This is a genomic window from Pseudomonas sp. BIGb0164, assembly GCF_024810135.1.
In the GTDB taxonomy this organism is placed as follows: domain Bacteria; phylum Pseudomonadota; class Gammaproteobacteria; order Pseudomonadales; family Pseudomonadaceae; genus Aquipseudomonas.
This window is the reverse complement of sequence record NZ_JANUEA010000003.1, coordinates 403102-422246: the sequence shown is the minus strand read 5'-3', so window position 1 is coordinate 422246 and position 19145 is coordinate 403102. Positions and strand designations below refer to the sequence as shown.

The 19145-nt window shown below is 61.9% G+C and carries 17 protein-coding genes; 9 read left to right on the top strand and 8 right to left on the bottom strand.

What is annotated here, in order from left to right; translation table 11 throughout:
- Positions 1–136: 136 nt before the first annotated feature.
- Positions 137–1348, top strand: a complete 1212-nt coding sequence (locus tag M2394_RS09795) for an AlgP family protein (RefSeq protein WP_259172362.1) — start codon at positions 137–139, stop codon at positions 1346–1348.
- Here the strand turns inward: M2394_RS09795 and M2394_RS09790 are convergent.
- Positions 1345–1803, bottom strand: a complete 459-nt coding sequence (locus M2394_RS09790) for a TIGR02444 family protein (RefSeq protein ID WP_259172361.1) — start codon at positions 1801–1803, stop codon at positions 1345–1347. The genes M2394_RS09795 and M2394_RS09790 overlap by 4 nt on opposite strands.
- Positions 1804–1853: 50 nt before the next feature.
- Between M2394_RS09790 and M2394_RS09785 the strand changes: the two genes are divergently transcribed.
- From M2394_RS09785 to M2394_RS09775, 3 genes are all read left to right on the top strand, one after another.
- A complete protein-coding gene (locus tag M2394_RS09785) occupies positions 1854–3764 on the top strand; it encodes an ATP-binding cassette domain-containing protein (RefSeq protein WP_178919926.1) in 1911 nt (636 codons plus the stop codon).
- Positions 3764–4336: a mechanosensitive ion channel family protein gene (locus M2394_RS09780; protein WP_178919927.1), complete on the top strand. Its 573-nt coding sequence runs from the start codon at positions 3764–3766 to the stop codon at positions 4334–4336. The genes M2394_RS09785 and M2394_RS09780 overlap by 1 nt, the downstream gene beginning before the upstream one ends.
- An 88-nt stretch (positions 4337–4424) precedes the next feature.
- Positions 4425–5057: a LysE family transporter gene (locus M2394_RS09775; RefSeq protein WP_178919928.1), complete on the top strand. Its 633-nt coding sequence runs from the start codon at positions 4425–4427 to the stop codon at positions 5055–5057.
- Positions 5058–5179: 122 nt separating this feature from the next.
- Here the strand turns inward: M2394_RS09775 and M2394_RS09770 are convergent, their stop codons facing one another.
- Genes M2394_RS09770 through M2394_RS09755 form a run of 4 tightly spaced genes read right to left on the bottom strand, consistent with a single transcriptional unit; the run spans position 5180 to position 8326 of the window.
- A complete protein-coding gene (locus M2394_RS09770; protein ID WP_259172360.1) occupies positions 5180–5920 on the bottom strand; it encodes a penicillin-binding protein activator LpoB in 741 nt (246 codons plus the stop codon).
- Positions 5921–5923: 3 nt separating this feature from the next.
- Positions 5924–6511 carry a penicillin-binding protein activator LpoB gene (lpoB, locus tag M2394_RS09765; protein ID WP_176996890.1) on the bottom strand — a complete coding sequence of 196 codons (588 nt, stop codon included), beginning with the start codon at positions 6509–6511 and terminating at the stop codon, positions 5924–5926.
- 35 nt (positions 6512–6546) lie between these two features.
- Positions 6547–6918 (bottom strand): YcfL family protein, encoded by a 372-nt coding sequence (locus M2394_RS09760; RefSeq protein WP_038844227.1) that lies wholly within the window; start codon positions 6916–6918, stop codon positions 6547–6549.
- A 10-nt stretch (positions 6919–6928) separates the two neighbouring features.
- Complete coding sequence (locus M2394_RS09755) at positions 6929–8326, bottom strand: COG3014 family protein (RefSeq protein WP_178919930.1); 1398 nt, start codon at positions 8324–8326, stop codon at positions 6929–6931.
- Between the two features lie 268 nt (positions 8327–8594).
- On the opposite strand from M2394_RS09755, the gene M2394_RS09750 reads away from it, so the two are divergent.
- Together M2394_RS09750 and M2394_RS09745 are read left to right on the top strand one after the other, a co-directional pair.
- A complete protein-coding gene (locus tag M2394_RS09750; protein WP_178919931.1) occupies positions 8595–10490 on the top strand; it encodes a cytochrome c/FTR1 family iron permease in 1896 nt (631 codons plus the stop codon).
- 171 nt (positions 10491–10661) lie between these two features.
- A complete protein-coding gene (locus M2394_RS09745) occupies positions 10662–11117 on the top strand; it encodes a YaiI/YqxD family protein (RefSeq protein WP_259172359.1) in 456 nt (151 codons plus the stop codon).
- A 128-nt stretch (positions 11118–11245) separates the two neighbouring features.
- On the opposite strand, the gene elbB is transcribed toward M2394_RS09745, so the two are convergent.
- The gene (gene elbB, locus M2394_RS09740) at positions 11246–11911 is read right to left on the bottom strand and encodes an isoprenoid biosynthesis glyoxalase ElbB (RefSeq protein ID WP_178919933.1); all 666 of its coding nucleotides are present in this window, start codon (positions 11909–11911) and stop codon (positions 11246–11248) included.
- 116 nt (positions 11912–12027) lie between these two features.
- Here elbB and M2394_RS09735 point away from each other — a divergent pair, with 116 nt between their 5' ends.
- A complete protein-coding gene (locus M2394_RS09735; RefSeq protein ID WP_259172358.1) occupies positions 12028–13263 on the top strand; it encodes a sterol desaturase family protein in 1236 nt (411 codons plus the stop codon).
- Here M2394_RS09735 and M2394_RS09730 read toward each other — a convergent pair.
- Entirely contained in the window at positions 13244–13879 is a 636-nt protein-coding gene (locus M2394_RS09730; protein WP_178920097.1) for a DedA family protein, read from the bottom strand. The genes M2394_RS09735 and M2394_RS09730 overlap by 20 nt on opposite strands.
- 208 nt (positions 13880–14087) lie before the next feature.
- Between M2394_RS09730 and hemB the strand changes: the two genes are divergently transcribed.
- Positions 14088–15101 (top strand): porphobilinogen synthase, encoded by a 1014-nt coding sequence (hemB, locus tag M2394_RS09725; protein ID WP_178919935.1) that lies wholly within the window; start codon positions 14088–14090, stop codon positions 15099–15101.
- Between the two features lie 18 nt (positions 15102–15119).
- Positions 15120–17342, top strand: coding sequence for a polyphosphate kinase 1 (gene ppk1 / locus M2394_RS09720; RefSeq protein ID WP_176996883.1), 2223 nt, complete (start codon positions 15120–15122; stop codon positions 17340–17342).
- 145 nt (positions 17343–17487) lie between these two features.
- Here the strand turns inward: ppk1 and ppx are convergent, their stop codons facing one another.
- On the bottom strand, positions 17488–18990 hold the full coding sequence (gene ppx / locus M2394_RS09715; protein ID WP_178919936.1) for an exopolyphosphatase: 1503 nt from the start codon (positions 18988–18990) through the stop codon (positions 17488–17490).
- Positions 18991–19145 lie beyond the last annotated feature (155 nt).

Sequence of the window (19145 nt, the reverse complement as noted above, 5' to 3'; positions counted from 1 at the left end):
GGCGCGGTTTTTCGTTATATCGATAAGAATTTTCGCACGTTGCAACGCAACGCAAACGATACTGTCAACATGCCCTAGCGGCGGTAAGAGCAGAGGGCTAGTATGAGCCGCACCCACGTCAGCCAGGAGGTAAACCATGTCGGCCAAACAGAAGCCTGTTAATACCCCGTTGCATTTACTCCAACAACTGTCGGGCAGCTTGCTCGAACACCTGGAAAGCGCTTGTTCCCAAGCGTTGGCCGATGCAGAAAAGCTGCTCGCCAAGCTGGAAAAACAACGCGGTAAAGCGCAAGAGAAGCTGCACAAATCCCGCACCAAACTGCAAGACGCCGCCACTGCCGGCAAGGCCAAGGCACAAGCCAAAGCCAAAGACGCTGTCAAAGAACTTGAGGACCTGCTGGACGCCCTCAAGGATCGCCAAGCTGAAACCCGCACCTACATTTCCCAACTCAAAAAAGACGCTCAAGAAAGCCTGAAACTGGCCCAGGGCGTTGGTCGTGTGAAGGAAGCCGTAGCCAAAGTGTTGGGCGCGCGTACTCCTGCAAAAGCGGTTGCCGTGAAAGCTCCGGCCAAAGCTACTGCCAAGCCAGCCGCCAAGTCTGCTGCCAAAACCGCTGCTGCGAAGCCAGCCGCCAAGCCTGCTGCCAAAACCGCTGCTGCGAAACCAGCCGCCAAGCCAGCTGCTAAACCTGCTGCTGCGAAACCAGCCGCCAAGCCAGCCGCCAAAACTGCTGCTGCAAAACCAGCCGCCAAGCCAGTTGCCAAAACTGCTGCTGCAAAACCAGCCGCCAAGCCAGCTGCCAAAACTGCTGCTGCAAAACCAGCCGCCAAGCCAGCTGCCAAAACTGCTGCTGCAAAACCAGCCGCCAAGCCAGTTGCTAAACCTGCTGCTGCGAAACCAGCCGCTAAGCCAGCTGCCAAAACTGCTGCTGCAAAACCAGCCGCCAAGCCAGCTGCTAAACCTGCTGCTGCGAAACCAGCCGCTAAGCCAGCTGCTAAACCTGCTGCTGCAAAACCAGCCGCCAAGCCAGCTGCCAAAACTGCTGCTGCAAAACCAGCCGCCAAGCCAGTTGCTAAACCTGCTGCTGCAAAACCAGCCGCCAAGCCAGCCGCTAAACCTGCTGCTGCAAAACCAGCCGCCAAGCCAGCCGCTAAACCTGCTGCTGCGAAACCGGCCGCCAAGCCAGTAGCTAAACCCGCCGTTGCCAAACCCGCTGCAGCAAAACCAGCACCGGCCAAACCAGCCACCCCAGCGGCTACCCCGGCAGCCTCCACTGCTCCAGCCGCAACCGCCAGCAGCACGCCTGCTCCGGTAGCGCCAAGCACGACCCCAACCAGCGCTTCCTAAGTGCTGGCAGCCACGGCGCGCAGCAGTTGCAGCGCGTCGTGGTCAAGGTTGGCGGCTTCGGTCGCCAAGCCTTCAAGCCATCTGTGCTGACCTTCCTCCGTCGGCCATGCCTGCGCCGCTGCCTCCAGGCGCGTCAGTAATTCCCGCTCCGCATCCAACTCCAGGGCTTTGACCCGCTCCCGCAACTTCTCCAAAACCTCATCCTGCTGCGCCATGGCGCGCCATTGCACACGCACTTGCCGTAATGGCTCGATGACCTGTGCCTGCCAGGGGCTGGCGACGTGTCTGAGCGCCTGCAGACGTTCGGGTGTCTGCGCTACACCCCGTTGCTCCAGCCAGGCGCCACACAGCAACAGGCATACGTCCGCCCCTTGTTCCTGCAAGCGCAGGCAGGCGGCTTCGCAGCCCGAGCGGGCGTAAGTCGAAAGGGCAAAGCTCCACAGGTCAGCGTACATATTCACACCCAAGCCAGCGGCCAACGAAGCTGGTAGACTCCGCCGCCATTATGATCCGACTTCAAAGCCTAACATTACAGCGTGGCCCGCAACGTCTTCTCGAAGACGCCGAGCTGACCCTGCACGCCGGTCACAAAGCCGGCCTGATCGGTGCCAACGGCGCCGGCAAATCCACGTTGTTCGCCCTGTTGTTGGGTGAACTGACCCCGGACTCCGGGGATTGCCTGCTGCCGGCCGACTGGCGCATCGCCCACATGCGCCAGGAGATCGACACCCTGGACCGCATCGCGATCGACTACGTGCTCGATGGCGATCTGCGCCTGCGGCAGGTGCAGCACGACCTCGCCGAGGCCGAGAAGGCCCAGGACGGCGCCGCCCTGGCGCGCCTGCACTCGGAGCTCGACAGCGCCGACGGTTATACCGCCGACGCCCGTGCCCGCAAGATGCTCGCCGGCCTTGGCTTTACCAACGAACAGATGGACCGCCCGGTCGCCGACTTCTCCGGTGGCTGGCGCATGCGCCTGAACCTGGCCCAGGCGCTGATGTGCCCTTCGGACCTTTTGCTGCTCGATGAGCCGACCAACCACTTGGACCTTGATGCGATCCTGTGGCTGGAAGACTTCCTCAAGAGCTACCAGGGCACCTTGCTGCTGATTTCCCACGACCGGGACTTCCTCGACGCCGTGGTCGACAACATCGCCCACGTCGAACAGAAGAAGATCACCCTCTACCGTGGCGGCTACACCGCGTTCGAACGTGCCCGTGCCGAGCGCCTGGCTCAGCAGCAGCAGGCCTACGAGAAGCAACAGGCGCAACGTGCGCACATGGAAAGCTACATCGCCCGGTTCAAGGCCCAGGCCACCAAGGCCCGCCAGGCCCAGAGCCGGATCAAGGCGCTGGAGCGCATGGAAGAATTGTCGGCCGCTCACGTCGACTCGCCGTTCGACTTCGTGTTCCGCGAGTCGGTGAAGATCTCCAGCCCGTTGCTGGACCTCTCGGATGCACGCCTGGGTTACGGCGATAAAACCATCCTGGAGAAGGTCAAGCTGCAGCTCACGCCGGGCGCACGCATTGGCCTGTTGGGCCCCAACGGCGCGGGCAAGTCGACGCTGATCAAGAACCTGTCGGGCGAGCTCTCGCCCCTGGCAGGTCGCCTCACCCGTGGCGAGAACACGGTGGTGGGTTACTTTGCCCAGCATCAGTTGGACTCGCTCGATTCCAAGGCCAGCCCGCTGCTGCACCTGCAGCGCCTGGCGCCGACCGAGCGCGAGCAGACGCTGCGCGACTTCCTTGGTGGTTTCGACTTCCGTGGCGCACGCATCGATGAGCCGGTGCTGAACTTCTCCGGCGGCGAAAAGGCCCGCCTGGCCCTGGCGTTGATCGCCTGGGACCGTCCGAACCTGCTGTTGCTCGACGAACCGACCAACCACCTGGACCTGGAAATGCGCCTGGCGTTGACCATGGCCCTGCAGGAATTCAGTGGTGCGGTGTTGGTGGTGTCTCACGATCGCCACTTGCTCAAGAGCACCACCGACAACTTCCTGTTGGTGGCTGACGGCAAAGTCGAAGAGTTCGACGGTGACCTCGACGACTACGCGCGCTGGCTGACCGACTACCGCCTGCGCAATGCGCCGGTCAGCAACACACCGGTCAACCCGGACAAGACCGACAAGAAAGCTCAGCGCCAGGCCGCTGCTGCGCTGCGCCAACAGCTGGCGCCGCACAAGCGTGAAGCCGACAAGCTGGAGGCCGAGTTGGGCAAGGTGCACGAGCGCTTGGCCAAGATCGAGACTAGCCTGGGTGACAGCGCGGTGTACGAAGCCGCCCGCAAGGACGAGTTGCGTGACCTGCTGGCCGAACAGGCCAAGCTCAAGGTGCGCGAGGGGCAGTTGGAGGAAACCTGGATGGAAGCCCTCGAACTGCTCGAAACCTTGCAAGCGGAGCTGGAGGCGCTGTCCTGATGGAAGCCCTGCAACTGCCGCTGCCGGCGCAATGGGTGGAACCGGTGTGGATCGGCGTGCAGATCCTGCTGATCCTGCTGGCCGGTTACCTGGCCCAGCGTTTTGTCGCCAAGGGCCTGACCCGCCTGGGTGAGCGCTACCCGTTCCCACCGCAACTGCTGATGCCGCTGCGTGGCGGCTTGCGCTGGTTGATCATGGGCAGTGCGCTGATCTTCGTGCTGGGCCGACTGGGCGTGTCTGCCACGGTGTTGTGGACAGCATTGTCGGGGTTTGTGGCGGTGGCGGCGGTGGCGTTCTTCGCCATGTGGTCGGTGCTGTCGAATCTGCTGTGCGCCATTCTGATCTTCACAGTCGGGCCGTTTCGCCTGGGCGACATCGTCGAGTTGGTGGATACCGTCGATAAGCCGGGCGTCAAGGGTCGGGTCGTGGCGATCAACTTGCTGTACACCACGCTGATCGAAGTCGCGGAAGCCGGTACCGACAGTGCCATGGTGCAAGTGCCCAACAGCCTGTTCTTCCAGCGTTCGGTACGGCGTTGGCCAGGTAACCACGTGTTCCCGGGCGACCGCTAGCATTCACATCTTGTAAAAATCTATAGCCAGCCTTTGGTCGGCGGAGTTAGCTTAGGGCATCACAGCAAACTCCCTCCTGAGGTGTGTAATGGCACTCGATACGTGGCTGGCCTTTTTCGTGGCCAGTTGGATCATCTCCCTTTCTCCTGGTGCAGGCGCCATCGCTTCGATGTCCAGCGGCCTGCAATACGGTTTCCTGCGCGGTTACTGGAACGCCATCGGCCTGCAACTGGGCCTGGCGATGCAGATTGCCGTTGTGGCCGGCGGGTTGGGTGCCATTTTGGCAGCGTCGTCTACCGCGTTCTATGCGATCAAATGGTTCGGTGTGGCGTACCTGGTGTACCTGGCCATAAAGCAGTGGCGCGCCTTGCCCATGGACATGACCGATGACGCCGCCGTGCGCCCGATCGGCAAACCGATGGCGATGATGTTCCGTGGTTTCCTGGTCAACGCCAGCAACCCCAAGGCATTGGTGTTCATGCTGGCAGTGCTGCCGCAGTTCGTGAACCCGCAGGCACCGCTGCTGATCCAGTACCTGATCCTGGGCGCTACGATGATCACCGTGGATATGATCGTGATGGCGGGCTATACCGGGCTGGCGTCGAAGGTATTGCGCCTGTTGCGCACGCCAAAACAGCAAAAACGCATGAACCGCACGTTTGCCGGGTTGTTTGTAGGGGCGGCGGGTTTCCTCGCCAGCTTGCATCGCGCCACGGCCTGACCTGACGGAACCGAATCAAAACTGTGGGAGCTGGCTTGCCTGCGATAGCGGTGTATCAGATACACCGCTATCGCAGGCAAGCCAGCTCCCACATTGATTTGTGTTAGCCGACCTATCGAGTTTCAGCGCAGGATTTTCGGCGCCTCATCCCTTGGCAGGTTGTTGCGCAACGCCGGCTTGCCTGGGTCTTGGTACCCACCACCCAACTGCTCCGCCAACTGACGCGCCACATCTTCGCCCAGCGCTTTCGACACTTCCTTCACAACACGCGGCCGGTTCAGGCTCACGCGCACGTCACGGCTGTTCACCAACTTGGTGTCCTGGCCTTCACCCATGGCGGTGAACGCCGAGGTGATCTCGTAGGTGCGCGTATTGATCAGGCTGAAATCTGCTACCAGCGTCAGGCCCAGCACCGCCGAGTAGCTGTTGGTGCGGTCGATGGCGTTGATGTCCTGGGTGAAGTCGATGTCCGATAGCGTGCCGAACAGCACGTAGTCAGCCCCCTTGAAGTGCCCGGCCTTGATGCGCTTGATCACGTCGTAGACGTCACCCTTGGCATCGGCGGTGTAGGGCGTGCCTTGCACCAGCTGGAACTGGCGGGACTTGAGGATCTCGCCCTTGATGTCACCGCTGAACTTACGCAGCTCGGTCTGCTCGATGTAGCTGGTACGGCTCTCGTACTCGCTGTAGTTCGAGGCACCGCTGGCGTTGTAGGCATTCGCCTGGTAGTTGTTGCTCGCCGAAACCTGGTGGATGTACTCCTCGACCCGCGCCTCGTAGGCCAGGTCGGTCACCGCGATCTTCGGGGCGGCCTCGGCGCCAAAGGCGCACAGCAGGCCGATCATGCCGATCCATGCACGCATTGCTTAGCGCTCCGTGGTCTTGCGGATTTCTTTCTCGTCCATCCATTCGGCCAGGCCGCTCTCGACGTCGATCAGCTGCAGGCTGAACTTGTAGAACACGTCCTTGTAGTCCGAGCTGCGCTTGACGATGGAGCTGATGGAGCCTTCAAGGCGGTACTTGGCGGCAACCATGTTGCCGGTCTTGCTGACGGTGGACTTCTTGTACAGGCCGCTCTGGTTCTGCAGCTTGAGCTGGTCGACCTGGCTCTGCATGTCGGTGTTGTCGCTGGCGAAGCGCGCGGTGCCGGTCTTCATCAACTGGGTCTTGATCGACGTGGTGATCTCGCGGGTGTCGATGTACTCGCTGGTCTTGTTCTTCACGTCATACACCTGCACCACCGGGCGGCCTTGCAAGATGCCGGACTGGGCCAGGGAACGGGTCATGCTTTCGGCGATCATCTGCAAGTCGGTGGAACCGAACTCGTTGGTCACCGTTTCCACGGCCTTGGTGTCACCGTAGCTGATGTTCTTGCTGCCCAGTACAGGCGAGGTATTGGAGCAGCCGCTGGCCAGCAGGGCAACGACAGCGAGCATCGAGAAGCGTGCAAACATGGGGAATTCTCTCTGAAACGAAAAAGGGGAACGGCTCAAGGCGTCTTGACTTCAAGGCGGAAGTCCGCCGCCTGGGGCAGGTTGGCAATGGCCGGCAGGAAGGTCGCCTGGTTGGCGTACAGGTTCAGCACTTTCCAGGTTTCTTCGTCGCCCACCGGGAAGCCATCGGCGCCCAGCCAGGCGAAGCGGTAATACATCGTCTGGTTGCTGCTGGTGATGTTGCTCAACTGCACCTTGGCGGTAAGGAAGCCGTTCTCGCGTGCAACGCGGATGGCGCCGACGGCGATACCCTTGAACTTGCCCATCACCACGATTTTGCTCGCAGCGCTGCCGGGCTCCGGTGGCGGCGGGGTGGCGCAGCCGGCGAGCAGGACCAGCGCCAGGGCGCCGAGGATGAAATGACGCATAGCGTGCTCCTTAAGGTTGCTTGAGTGTGGCGATGGCCTGGGGCGTGCTGCTTGGTACGACATGGGCGGCGAGGCCCCCGGCGAATACCTGGTTGCCGACCACGCGCAAGGTGATCACCTGGTAGCGCTGATCGGCCTTGACCGTCACCAGCGTGCCGCCCAGGGCATTGGGCAGGCTGACCTGATGCTCGCCGTGCTTGAGGCGCAGGCGGGTCACCTGGGTCATGTCCGGCAAGGTGCGCCAGGTACGGGTGTCGGCGCCCTCGGTGACGGCCGAGGCGATGCCCAGCACCAGGCCGGCCATGGGGTTGGTCTTGTTCAGGTTGTTTTGCGCCACGCCACGGCTGACCGCACGCACCGTGGTGCGCAGGATGATGCCTGGCATGTCATCGCGCAGGGCGCGGCGGGACATGGCGGTGGTGCTGTTGAGTGCCGTGAGGTTCTGCTGTTTACCGTCGACGCCAATCTGGGCGAAGGTCGCGGTAGAGGTGTCGGCCTTGATCACCGGGAACGACAGCGGCGTGATCACCAGATGGCCGTCGATAGGAATCGGCAGTGGCAGGCGAATGGAGTCACGCGCCGGTGCCAGGCCGCTCTGGACCACGATCAACACATCGGTTTCATCGGCCTCGACCTTGGACTTGTCCAGGTCCAGCAACGCCTGCTCCAGCAGCGGGGTGTTGGGGCGCAGCTCGGCAGCCTTGCGGTAACCAGGGGCGGCCAGGTCTTTTTCGCCGAGGGCTTCGTAGACAAAGCCGGCCAGGTAATGGCTGAACGCACTCTGGTAGCTGTTTTTCAGGCCAACCACGTCTGGCGCGTTCAAGGCTTCCACCGGGTAGCCACTCAGGTCTTTCATCTGGGTGGTCACGCCTTCGCGCTGGGCTTCGTCCTCGCGCTTGAGGTATTCCTTGTCGCGCAGGTCGGCGATCACCGCTTCGCGTTCGTGGGTCTTCTTGATTTCGGTGCGGGCACCGTCGAAGTCGTTCAGGGCCAGGAGGTTCAGGGCCATCTGGGTGGTCAGCATGACCTTTTCGTAGTCATAGCCTTCGTAGCGACGCACCTTGTCGTTGACCAGGAAACTGCCGAACTGGGCGAGGTACTTCTCGCTGTCGAACTTGACGGACTCTTCCCACTTGTAGACTTGCAGGTCGGCGCTGCGCCACGCGGTCTGGCTGCCGGTCAGGTCGCCCTTGGCCCGCAACAACTCACCCTTTTCGAAGAAATAGAGCAGGTCCTTGTCTTCGCCGGTGTTGTTCTTTTCCAGTAGGGTCAGGGCGCCGTCGACATTGCCGGTGGCCAATTGCTGGTTGGTGGCTTGCAGCTCGGTGTCGTAGCTGCGGAACATTGAACAGCCGGAGAGCAAGGTAACCGCCACGAGCGCGAGCGGAGGTAAGGCGCGAAATGCCATGTAACTTCTTCCCTGAAAGTATTCAGCCGGTGAGGTGATTCCTCATAAAAACGAGGAACGAAATTCCCTTTCGCACTAACAGGGCGCGGCATTATAAGCGCCATTACTGGCAAAACAATGGCTTATTGATGTGATTCAATCCACAAAATGCCAGCATCACATTTCTAAAAAAGCCCCAGCCTTCCAAACGCCAATTCACTAACGCCTTGAGTCAAACCCTTTAAGGTTTGACAATGTGTTACTTCGTATTTCCCTTTGAGATTCATTCATGACTGCCCCCTTTCGCTTTCTCGCCTGGCTGCTGCTGCCGGCGCTGATGTCGTGCAGCTTCAGCCTGTTGGCCGCTACCGCTGAGGGCGCCCCGCAAGCCCTGCATTTGCTGGATTACATTGGTGCCGACTACCCGCCAACGGTGGAGGCGGGCAAGGTTATCGACGAATCCGAATACCGTGAACAGGTCGAGTTTCTCGGGGTGTTGCAGGGCCTGGTGGCAGAACTGCCACAGAGGCCAGAGCGTGAGGCGTTGATCAAAGGCGTCGACGAATTGTTAGCCGCTGTAACTGCCCACGAAGATGGCGCTGCTGTCGCTCGCCAAGCCCGTCAGCTGGGCGCCAAGCTGGCCGTGGCGTATGAAGTCAGCCAGGCCCCGGCGATCACGCCTGACCCCACTCGGGGTGCACCGCTCTACGCCCAGCATTGCTCGGTGTGCCACGGCACGGCCGGTGCCGGTGATGGCCCGGCGGGCATGGGCATGACCCCGCCACCCGCCAACCTGCGTGATGCCACGCGCCTGGATCGCCTGAGCCTCTATGCGATTTACAACACCCTTGGGCTGGGCGTTGAAGGCACTGACATGCCGTCGTTCGCCGACCAGCTGGACGACCGCCAGCGCTGGGACCTGGCCACCTACATCGCCGGTTTTACCGCCGACCCGGCGGCGGCCAAGAGCGAGCAGCCGTTCAACCTTGCTGACCTGGCGCGCCAGACCCCCAATGAAGTGCTCGCCGCCAACGGCCCCGGTGCGGCGGCGACATTCCGCGCCCAGCGTGCCCAGCCGCCGCAGGTCAAACGTGGCCCGGCGCAGTTGCTGGACTACACCGCGACCACCTTGGACAAGAGCCTCGCCGCGTTCCGCAACGGTGACCACGAGCAGGCGTATGACCTGTCCGTCGCGGCCTACCTGGAAGGCTTCGAGCTGGTGGAAAGCTCTTTGGACAACGTCGACGCCAACGTCCGCAAGGACACTGAGAAGGCCTTGATGGCTTACCGGCAGTCGTTGCAGGACGGGTTGCCGGTCGAACAGGTGCAACAGCGCCTGGACGTGGCCAAGGGCAAGCTCACCGAATCGGCCGGCTTGCTGGGCAGTGATGGCCTGAGTTGGTCGTTGAGCTACATCTCAGGCTTGCTGATCCTGCTGCGCGAAGGCCTGGAAGCGATCTTGGTGCTGGCGGCGATCCTCGCGTTCCTGCGTAACACCGGCCAGCAATCGGCGGTGCGCAGCGTCAACGCGGGCTGGGGCCTGGCATTGCTGGCCGGCTTGGCCACCTGGGCATTGGCGGCGTATGTGATTGACGTGAGCGGTGCGCAGCGTGAGTTGCTCGAAGGCTGCACGGCGCTGTTCGCCAGTGTGATGGTGTTGTGGCTGGGGGTGTGGATGCACGACCGACGCCATGCCGCGGCCTGGCAGGATTACATCAAGAGCAGCCTGGTGGGCGGCGGCGGTCGCTTCGGTTTTGCGATGCTGGCGTTCTTCTCGGTGTACCGCGAGTTGTTCGAAGTGATCCTGTTCTACGAAACCCTGTGGCTGCAAGCCGGGCCCGCCGGGCACAACGCGGTGCTGGCGGGCGGTGCCACGGCGCTGGTGCTGCTGGTGGGCCTGGCCTGGGTGATCCTGCGCGGTTCGGCGAAGTTGCCGTTGGCGCTGTTCTTCGGCATCAACGCGGCGCTGCTGTGTGCGTTGTCGGTGGTGTTTGCCGGGCATGGCGTGAAGGCGTTGCAAGAGGCCGGCATCTTCGGTACGCGGCCGGTGCCGTTCTTTGACTTCGACTGGCTGGGTATTCACGCCGACGCTTACTCGCTGAGTGCGCAGGCGCTGGCGATCCTGGCGATTGTGGTGCTGTATGGTCGCAGTCGGTTGGCCGAGAAACGCCGCGTTACCGCTTGAACGAACGCGGTCAAAAAATGTGGGAGCGGCGGTGCGACGATTCGGCTTGCTCGCGAATACGGAGTGTCAGTCGATGCATTCATCAACGGATAGACCGCTTTCGCGAGCAAGTCGAATCGTCGCACCGCCGCTCCTACACTGGATCTATGTTGTTAATGAGAAGGTGGATGGATGCGCGTATGGATCGATGCCGATGCCTGTCCTCGGGCGGCCAAGGACCAGGTGGTCAAGTTCGCCCTCAAGCGCCAGTTCGACGTGGTGCTGGTGGCGGGGCAGAGCCAGATCAAGCCGAGCTTCTCGTGCGTAAAGCTGATCGTGGTGCCCAGCGGCCCGGATGCGGCGGACGATTACCTGGTGGAACACGCGGTGCCCGGTGAGTTGGTGATCTGCAGCGATGTGCCCCTGGCTGACCGTCTGGTAAAGAAGGGCGTAGCGGCCCTCGACCCACGGGGCAAGGAATTCAGCCCGGCGAACATGAGTGAGCGGCTGGCGGTGCGCAACCTGTTCACCGACCTGCGCGAACAGGGCCAGATGGGCGGTGGGCCAGCACCCCATAGCGACAAGGACAAGCAGGCCTTCGCCAATGCCCTGGACCGTCTACTCACGCGCCTGATGCGCCAACCCTGACTGGGCCACTGACGCGCCACCCCTTGTAGTGAGCGGGCTTGTCCCGCGCCGCGGTGTGTCAGGTAAACGTGAGGCGCCTGGTATACCGCGGCGCGGGGCAAGCCCGCTCACTACGTTCAATGGGATGCTCAGTCGTTCTCGTGAGTGAGTTCGAGCACCCGGTCCACCAGCTTGTTGATGCCTGACGCCACTTCGCTGATGTTCTTGCCCAGCATGTAGGCCGGCGTGCTCACCAGCTTGCGCGCCTTGTCTTCCACGATGTCTTCGACGGCGCACTCCTGGTGGGTGGCGCCCATCTTGTCCAGGGCGGCTGCCGTGTCGGCGCAGTTGCCGATGGTGCAGGTCACGCCCGGGCCGTAGATCTTCGCGGCCAGCGCCGGCGAGATGCAGATCAGCCCCACTGGCTTGCCCGCTTCGGCAAACGCTTCGGCCAGCTCCAGTACCTGCGGGTTGACGCTGCACGCGGCGCCTTGCACGGCAAAGTTGGACAGGTTCTTGGCTGCGCCAAAGCCACCGGGCACGATCAGCGCATCAAACGCTTCGGCATTGGCTTCGCGAAGATCTTTCACGTCACCTCGGGCGATCCGCGCGGATTCGACCAGCACGTTGCGCGACTCGGGCATCTCTTCACCGGTGAGGTGGTTGATCACGTGCAGTTGCGCAATATCGGGGGCAAAACATTGGACCTGAGCGCCACGCTGGTCCAGGCGCAGCAAGGTGATCACGCTTTCGTGGATCTCTGCGCCGTCGTACACGCCGCAGCCGGAAAGGATCACTGCAATCTTTTTGCTCATGGGCATTTCTCCTGGGGTCATGGCGTTAAATGTCTACTAATTTGTCATCTGTTGCCAATGGGATCTCGCGCCGCTGCACCTAATCTTGATGTAACAAAAATAGACCGGACCAGACCATGGACTTCGTGCCTTACGCGGTACCGTTTTTCATCGCCTTGATCGTGGTGGAGCTGCTTGTCGACCATTGGCGCGGTGAGCGCAACTACCGGGTGGCGGACGCCATCAACAGCCTCAGCACCGGCGTGCTGTCCACCACCACGGGTTTGTTGACCAAAGGGGTAGGGATTCTGACCTACGCCTTCGCGCTCAAGCACCTGGCGCTCTTCGAATTGCCAGCCCAAAGCGTGTGGACCTGGGTGTTCGCCTTTGTGTTCTACGACTTCTGCTACTACTGGCTGCACCGCATGGGCCATGAGCGCAATATCCTGTGGGCCGCGCACTCGGTGCATCACCAGAGTGAGGACTACAACCTCAGCACCGCACTGCGCCAGACCAGCACCGGCTTTCTGCTGAGCTGGATCTTCTACCTGCCGCTGGCCGTGGTCGGCGTGCCACTGGTGGTGTTTATCAGCGTCGCGTCGCTCAACCTGCTGTACCAATTCTGGGTACACACCCGTCACGTGCCCAAACTCGGTTGGTACGAGTGGTTCTTCGTCACGCCGTCCAATCATCGGGCCCACCATGCACAGAACGCTCTCTACATGGATCGCAACTACGGCGGGGTGTTCATTATTTGGGACCGGCTGTTCGGTTCCTTCCAGGAAGAGGACGACAACGAGCCGGTGATTTTCGGCGTGACCACGCCCCTGGCCAGCTGGAACCCGCTGTGGGCCAACCTGCAGTTTTATGCACAGCTGTGGAGTGACGCGCGGCGTACAGAAAGTGGGTGGGACAAACTGCGCATCTGGTTCATGCGCACCGGCTGGCGCCCGGCGGATGTGAAGGCCAAGTACCCGATGGCCAAGCCGGACCTGAGTCAGTTCCGCAAATTCGAGGTGCCGCTGGATGTGCGCCAACAGGTGTACATCGCCCTGCAATTTGCCGCGTATGTGGGGTTTGGCAGCTATCTGATGAATTTTGGCGAGGGGTTGCCCACTGCGGCGCTGATCCTGGGTTGGAGCGCGATGGCGTTGGGGCTGTTTACCCTGGGCGTGGCGCTGGAGAATCGCCCCTGGGCCCTGAAGGCCGAGCTGGTGCGCCTGGCACTGAATGTACCGCTGGTATGGCTGGCGCCGCTGGTGGGGCTATGGCCGGCCAGCAACCTGGGCTGGCTGGGCCTGGTGAGCTACAGCCTGCTCAGTGTGATCGGCCTCTACTGCTGCAGAAGCCGACTTACTCGACTGGCGTCTTAGGCGCTTCTACCGAGGCCTGCCCGGCCGCGAGCCGGGCCTTGGCGTCGGCACAGGCCTCGCGGGCGATGCGCGCGTTCTTGACCCGGCGGCGCAGCCACAGGCCGAAGCCCAGTACCAGCAACGCGCCGAGCACCCACAGCTCGTATTTCTTGATGCTGCCCAGCATCCCTTCCAGCACGGCGCCGAAGTGATACGCCGCAGCCCCCAATGCCACCGCCCAGATCGCGGCGCCAATGCCGTTGAGGATCAGGTAGCGCAGCGGCGGATAGCCGGAAAGGCCGATCGCCACGGGCATGACCGTGCGCAATCCGTAGACGAAGCGAAAGCTCAGCACCCAGATATCCGGGTGCTTGCGGATATGCTCCAAGGCCTTGTCACCCATCAATTGCCAGCGCGGCTTGCGCGCCAGCAGCTTGCGGCCGTGCTTGCGGCCCATGTAATACCAAAGCTGATCGCCGGCGTAGCTGCCGAAAAAGGCAACGACCACCACCAGGTTGATATCCATGTAGCCACGGAACGCCAGGAAGCCTGCGAGAACCAGGATGGTCTCGCCTTCAAAGAAGGTGCCCAGGAAGAGCGCAAAGTAGCCGAAGTCATGCAGAAATTGTTGAAGCATGGTCTGGGGTGCTGGCGAAATGAACGCGCAGCCTACGCCTTCGTGAACATTCATGAAAGTATCGAGATGTGTCACGAAGTGAACAATTCCTACATAAACGACGAATGCGACTACAGGTCGCATCGATAAGCACAACTGTCATTCCTTCGTCATAATGGCCGCTTATAACTGCAACGCTCGCCCGTAAACGCGGGCTCAGGAGTCTGTCGTGAGCTTTACCCCTGCCAATCGCCTGTTCCCCGCCACCCGTCTGCGCCGCAATCGTCGTGATGATTTTTCTCGCCGCCTCGTACGTGAAAATGTACTGACGACGAATGATCTGATCCTGCCGGTGTTTGTGCTCGACGGTGAAAACCGGCGTGAAGCGGTGGCCTCGATGCCGGGTGTGGAGCGCTTGACCATCGATCAATTGCTGATCGAGGCGGCCGGTTGGGTCGCACTGGGGATTCCAGCGCTGGCACTGTTCCCGGTGACGCCTTCTGAACTCAAATCACTCGATGCCGCTGAAGCCTGGAACCCTGAGGGTATTGCCCAGCGCGCCACCCGCGCCCTGCGCGAGCGTTTTCCGGAGCTGGGGGTGATCACCGACGTGGCGCTGGACCCGTTCACCACCCACGGCCAGGATGGCATTCTTGACGAAGACGGCTATGTTCAGAACGACATCACCGTCGACGCGCTGGTCAAGCAAGCCTTGTCCCATGCCGCTGCAGGCGCCCAGGTGGTTGCACCGTCGGACATGATGGACGGCCGCATCCAGGCGATTCGTGAAGCCCTGGAACTGGCTGGCCACGTCAATGTGCGGATCATGGCCTATTCGGCCAAGTACGCCAGCGCCTATTACGGCCCGTTCCGCGATGCGGTGGGCTCGGCGCTGAACCTGGGCAAGGCCAACAAGGCCTCGTACCAGATGGACCCGGCCAACAGCCAGGAAGCCCTGCACGAAGTGGCGGCCGATTTGGCCGAAGGCGCCGACATGGTGATGGTCAAGCCCGGGATGCCCTACCTGGACATCCTTTACCGGGTCAAAGAGGAATTCAAAGTGCCGACCTTTGTCTATCAGGTCAGCGGTGAATACGCCATGCACATGGCCGCGATCCAGAATGGTTGGTTGAGTGAAGGGGTGATCCTCGAATCCCTGACTGCCTTTAAACGTGCTGGCGCTGATGGCATTCTGACCTACTTCGCCGCCCGCGCTGCCCAATTGCTTAGAGAGCAACAATAGCCCTCACAGGAACACTCGATGAATACCGAAGGACTCTCCGAAGTTGCTGTAAAAGACGCTCACCCGGTGGTTGAACAAGTCACCGAGACCCCGCCGGAGCTGGAGCCCGCACCGCCCGCCGTGGTGGCCGAGCCGCCTGTGCCGGCCCCGGTGGCCGCCGTCACCAACTTGGATGACAGCAGCCTGTACATCCACCGCGAGCTGTCACAACTGCAATTCAACATCCGCGTGCTGGAACAGGCGCTGGATGAGTCCTACCCGTTGCTGGAACGGCTGAAGTTCCTGCTGATCTTCTCCAGCAACCTGGACGAGTTCTTCGAGATCCGCGTGGCCGGCCTCAAGAAGCAGATCACCTTCGCCCGTGAGCAAGCCGGCGCAGACGGCCTGCAACCCCACCAGGCGCTGGCGCGCATCAGCGAGCTGGTGCACGGCCATGTGGACCGCCAGTACGCGATCCTCAACGACATCCTGCTGCCGGAACTGGAAAAACATCAGGTCCGCTTCATCCGTCGCCGCCACTGGACCACCAAGATCAAGACGTGGGTGCGCCGCTACTTCCGCGACGAGATCGCACCGATCATCACCCCGATCGGCCTCGACCCGACGCACCCGTTCCCGTTGCTGGTGAACAAGAGCCTCAACTTCATCGTCGAGCTGGAAGGTATCGACGCCTTCGGCCGCGATTCCGGCCTGGCGATCATACCGGCGCCACGCTTGCTGCCACGGATCATCAAGGTACCTGAAGAGGTGGGTGGCCCTGGCGACAACTATGTATTCCTGTCGTCGATGATCCATGCACACGCCGATGACCTGTTCCAAGGCATGAAGGTCAAGGGCTGCTACCAGTTCCGCCTGACCCGTAACGCCGACCTGGCGCTGGACTCCGAAGATGTCGAAGACTTGGCCCGGGCCCTGCGCGGCGAGCTGTTCTCGCGCCGTTACGGCGATGCGGTGCGCCTGGAAGTGGCGGACACCTGCCCGAAACACCTCTCGGACTACCTGCTCAAGCAGTTCAACCTGGGCGAGACCGAGCTGTACCAGGTCAATGGCCCGGTGAACCTGACGCGCCTGTTCAGCATCACCGGCCTGGACAGCCACCCCGAGCTGCAGTACACCCCGTTCACCCCGCAGATCCCGAAACTGCTGCAAAACAGCGAGAACATCTTCAGCGTGGTGAGCAAGCAGGACATCTTGCTGTTGCACCCATTCGAGTCCTTCACCCCGGTGGTCGACCTGCTGCGCCAGGCTGCCAAGGACCCGCACGTGTTGGCCGTACGCCAGACCCTGTACCGCTCCGGTGCCAACTCGGAAATCGTCGATGCCTTGGTTGACGCTGCGCGTAACGGCAAGGAAGTCACCGCGGTGATCGAACTGCGTGCGCGGTTCGACGAAGAGTCCAACCTGCAATTGGCCAGCCGCCTGCAAGCGGCGGGTGCGGTGGTGATCTACGGTGTGGTCGGCTTCAAGACCCACGCCAAGATGATGCTGATTCTGCGTCGCGAAGCCGGCGAGATCGTGCGTTACGCCCACTTGGGTACCGGCAACTATCACGCCGGCAACGCCAAGCTCTACACCGACTACAGCCTGCTGACTTCCGACGACGCCTTGTGCGAAGACGTCGGCAAGTTGTTCAGCCAGCTGATCGGCATGGGCAAGACCTTGCGCATGAAGAAGCTGCTGCACGCGCCGTTCACCCTCAAGAAGGGCATGCTCGACATGATTGCCCGCGAAACCCAGTTCGCCCTCGACGGCAAGCCGGCGCACATCATTGCCAAGTTCAACTCGCTGACCGATCCGAAGATCATCCGCGCGCTGTACAAGGCCAGCCAGTCCGGCGTGCGCATTGACCTGGTGGTGCGTGGCATGTGCTGCCTGCGCCCGGGCATCGTCGGTGTGTCGCACAACATCCATGTGCGTTCCATCATCGGCCGCTTCCTGGAGCACACGCGAGTGTTCTACTTCCTCAACGGTGGCGAAGAGCAGATGTTCCTCTCCAGCGCCGACTGGATGGAGCGCAACCTCGATAAGCGGGTAGAGACCTGCTTCCCGGTGGAGGGCAAGAAGCTGATCATGCGCGTCAAGAAGGAGCTGGAAAGCTACCTCACCGACAACACCCACAGTTGGAGCCTGCAGTCGGACGGCCGCTACGTGCGCAACACGCCAACCGGCAACCAGAACCCGCGCAGTGCGCAGGCGACGTTGCTGGAGAAGTTGGGTAGCCCGATTCTGTCGGTGAACTGACAGCAGGCCTTTGTAGTGAGCGGGCTTGCCCCGCGCTGGGCCCTGAAACCCGACGCCGCGGTTGTTCTCAAACACCGCGGCGTTTTGTTTGGGGCGGCTTCGCCACCCAGCGCGGGGCAAGCCCGCTCACAACAGGTCGGTGTGGTTAACGCAGGTTCAGGCTGAAACCCACCCGCGTCAGCCACTCGGCTTCCTGGGCGAAGTCCGCCTGGGTCAGCTGGTTTTCATCCAGCCAGCCTTTGGGGAACACCACGTCCAGGCTGTCGCCGTCGGCGCGCAGGGTCACCTGGGGCATTTCCTGGGTGCCACGGATGTGGTGGAACAGGATCGCAAAGCGCAGCAGCACGCACAGGCGAATCAGCTTGATGCCTTCGTCGCCGAACTCGGCGAACTTGTCCCGGGGAATGTTGCGACGGTGGCCGCGCACCAGCAGCGCGAGCATCTGTTGGTCTTCGCGGGAGAAACCGGCGAGGTCGGAGTGCTCGATCAGGTAGGCGCCGTGCTTGTGGTAATGGTAGTGGGCGATATCCAGGCCCACTTCATGGACCTTGGCGGCCCAGCCGAGCAGCTCGCGCCAGACACCGTCTTCCAGGTCCCAGTCTTCGGCCACCTGGTCGAAGGCGTGCAGGGCCTTGCGTTCCACGCGCGCAGCCTGTTCCAGGTCGACGTGATAACGCTCCATCAGCGACGTGAGGGTGCGCTCTCGCACGTCTTCATGATGATGGCGACCCAGCAGGTCATAGAGCACGCCTTCGCGCAGGGCGCCGTCACAGTGGTCCATGCGTTGCAGTTCGAGGGCATCGAAGATGGCTTCGAGAATCGCCAGGCCCGCCGGGAAGATGGTACGGCGGTCGGGCTTGATGCCATCGAAGTCGATCTTCTCGGCATCCCCCAGTTTGAACAGCTTGCGCTTGAGCCATGCCAGGCCTTCGGCGTTGACCTCGCCGGTGCCATGGCCGCCGGCTTTCAGGGCCAGGCCGATGGCGCGGATGGTGCCAGAGGAGCCGATGGCTTCATCCCAGGTCAGGCGATGCAGGGCGTGCTCGATGCTCATGATCTCCAGTCGCGCCGCTGTGTAGGCCTGGGCGTAGCGCGCCGGAGTGATCTTGCCGTCTTTGAAATAGCGTTGGGTGTAGCTGACGCAGCCCATCTGCAGGCTTTCACGTAGCAGCGGCTCAAAACGCTGGCCGATGATGAATTCGGTACTGCCGCCGCCGATGTCGGCGACCAGGCGTTTGCCGGGTGTATCAGCCAGGGTGTGGGACACGCCGAGGTAGATGAGGCGGGCCTCTTCACGGCCGGAGATGACTTCTACCGGGTGTCCCAGGATCTCTTCGGCGCGGCGGATGAATTCGCCGCGGTTGCGCGCTTCACGCAGGGCGTTGGTGCCGACGATCCGTACGGCGCCCAGGGGCATGCCGTTGATCAGTTGGGCAAAACGCTTGAGGCAATCGAGGCCGCGTTGCATGGATTCTTCGTTGAGCTGGCGCTCGTCGTCGATCCCGGCAGCCAGCTGCACTTTCTCGCCGAGCCGCTCAAGGATGCGGATTTCGCCGTTCTGGGCCTTGGCCACGACCATGTGAAAGCTGTTGGAGCCCAGGTCGATGGCGGCGATCAGGGACAGATTCTTGGCTTGGGATTGCGGCATGGTTTGGGGGTCTCGGTCGATAACCTTGCCATCGTGCCACGATCGACCGCTGACGCCAACGCGTAGTGCTGCGGGAATTTGTCTGAGGGTGCTTGCGGGAAGTCGCTGTAGGAAATGTAGGTTGCCTTTTCAGGCATCAGCCGAGAGATGCTGCA

Excerpts from the sequence above, each read along its gene's own strand:
- M2394_RS09795 (WP_259172362.1), top strand. The coding sequence starts at position 137 with ATGTCGGCCAAACAGAAGCCTGTTAATACCCCGTTGCATTTACTCCAA.
- M2394_RS09790 (WP_259172361.1), bottom strand. The coding sequence starts at position 1,803 with ATGTACGCTGACCTGTGGAGCTTTGCCCTTTCGACTTACGCCCGCTCG.
- M2394_RS09785 (WP_178919926.1), top strand. The coding sequence starts at position 1,854 with ATGATCCGACTTCAAAGCCTAACATTACAGCGTGGCCCGCAACGTCTT.
- M2394_RS09780 (WP_178919927.1), top strand. The coding sequence starts at position 3,764 with ATGGAAGCCCTGCAACTGCCGCTGCCGGCGCAATGGGTGGAACCGGTG.
- M2394_RS09775 (WP_178919928.1), top strand. The coding sequence starts at position 4,425 with ATGGCACTCGATACGTGGCTGGCCTTTTTCGTGGCCAGTTGGATCATC.
- M2394_RS09770 (WP_259172360.1), bottom strand. The coding sequence starts at position 5,920 with ATGCGTGCATGGATCGGCATGATCGGCCTGCTGTGCGCCTTTGGCGCC.
- lpoB (WP_176996890.1), bottom strand. The coding sequence starts at position 6,511 with ATGTTTGCACGCTTCTCGATGCTCGCTGTCGTTGCCCTGCTGGCCAGC.
- M2394_RS09760 (WP_038844227.1), bottom strand. The coding sequence starts at position 6,918 with ATGCGTCATTTCATCCTCGGCGCCCTGGCGCTGGTCCTGCTCGCCGGC.
- M2394_RS09755 (WP_178919930.1), bottom strand. The coding sequence starts at position 8,326 with ATGGCATTTCGCGCCTTACCTCCGCTCGCGCTCGTGGCGGTTACCTTG.
- M2394_RS09750 (WP_178919931.1), top strand. The coding sequence starts at position 8,595 with ATGACTGCCCCCTTTCGCTTTCTCGCCTGGCTGCTGCTGCCGGCGCTG.
- M2394_RS09745 (WP_259172359.1), top strand. The coding sequence starts at position 10,662 with ATGCGCGTATGGATCGATGCCGATGCCTGTCCTCGGGCGGCCAAGGAC.
- elbB (WP_178919933.1), bottom strand. The coding sequence starts at position 11,911 with ATGAGCAAAAAGATTGCAGTGATCCTTTCCGGCTGCGGCGTGTACGAC.
- M2394_RS09735 (WP_259172358.1), top strand. The coding sequence starts at position 12,028 with ATGGACTTCGTGCCTTACGCGGTACCGTTTTTCATCGCCTTGATCGTG.
- M2394_RS09730 (WP_178920097.1), bottom strand. The coding sequence starts at position 13,879 with ATGCTTCAACAATTTCTGCATGACTTCGGCTACTTTGCGCTCTTCCTG.
- ppk1 (WP_176996883.1), top strand. The coding sequence starts at position 15,120 with ATGAATACCGAAGGACTCTCCGAAGTTGCTGTAAAAGACGCTCACCCG.
- ppx (WP_178919936.1), bottom strand. The coding sequence starts at position 18,990 with ATGCCGCAATCCCAAGCCAAGAATCTGTCCCTGATCGCCGCCATCGAC.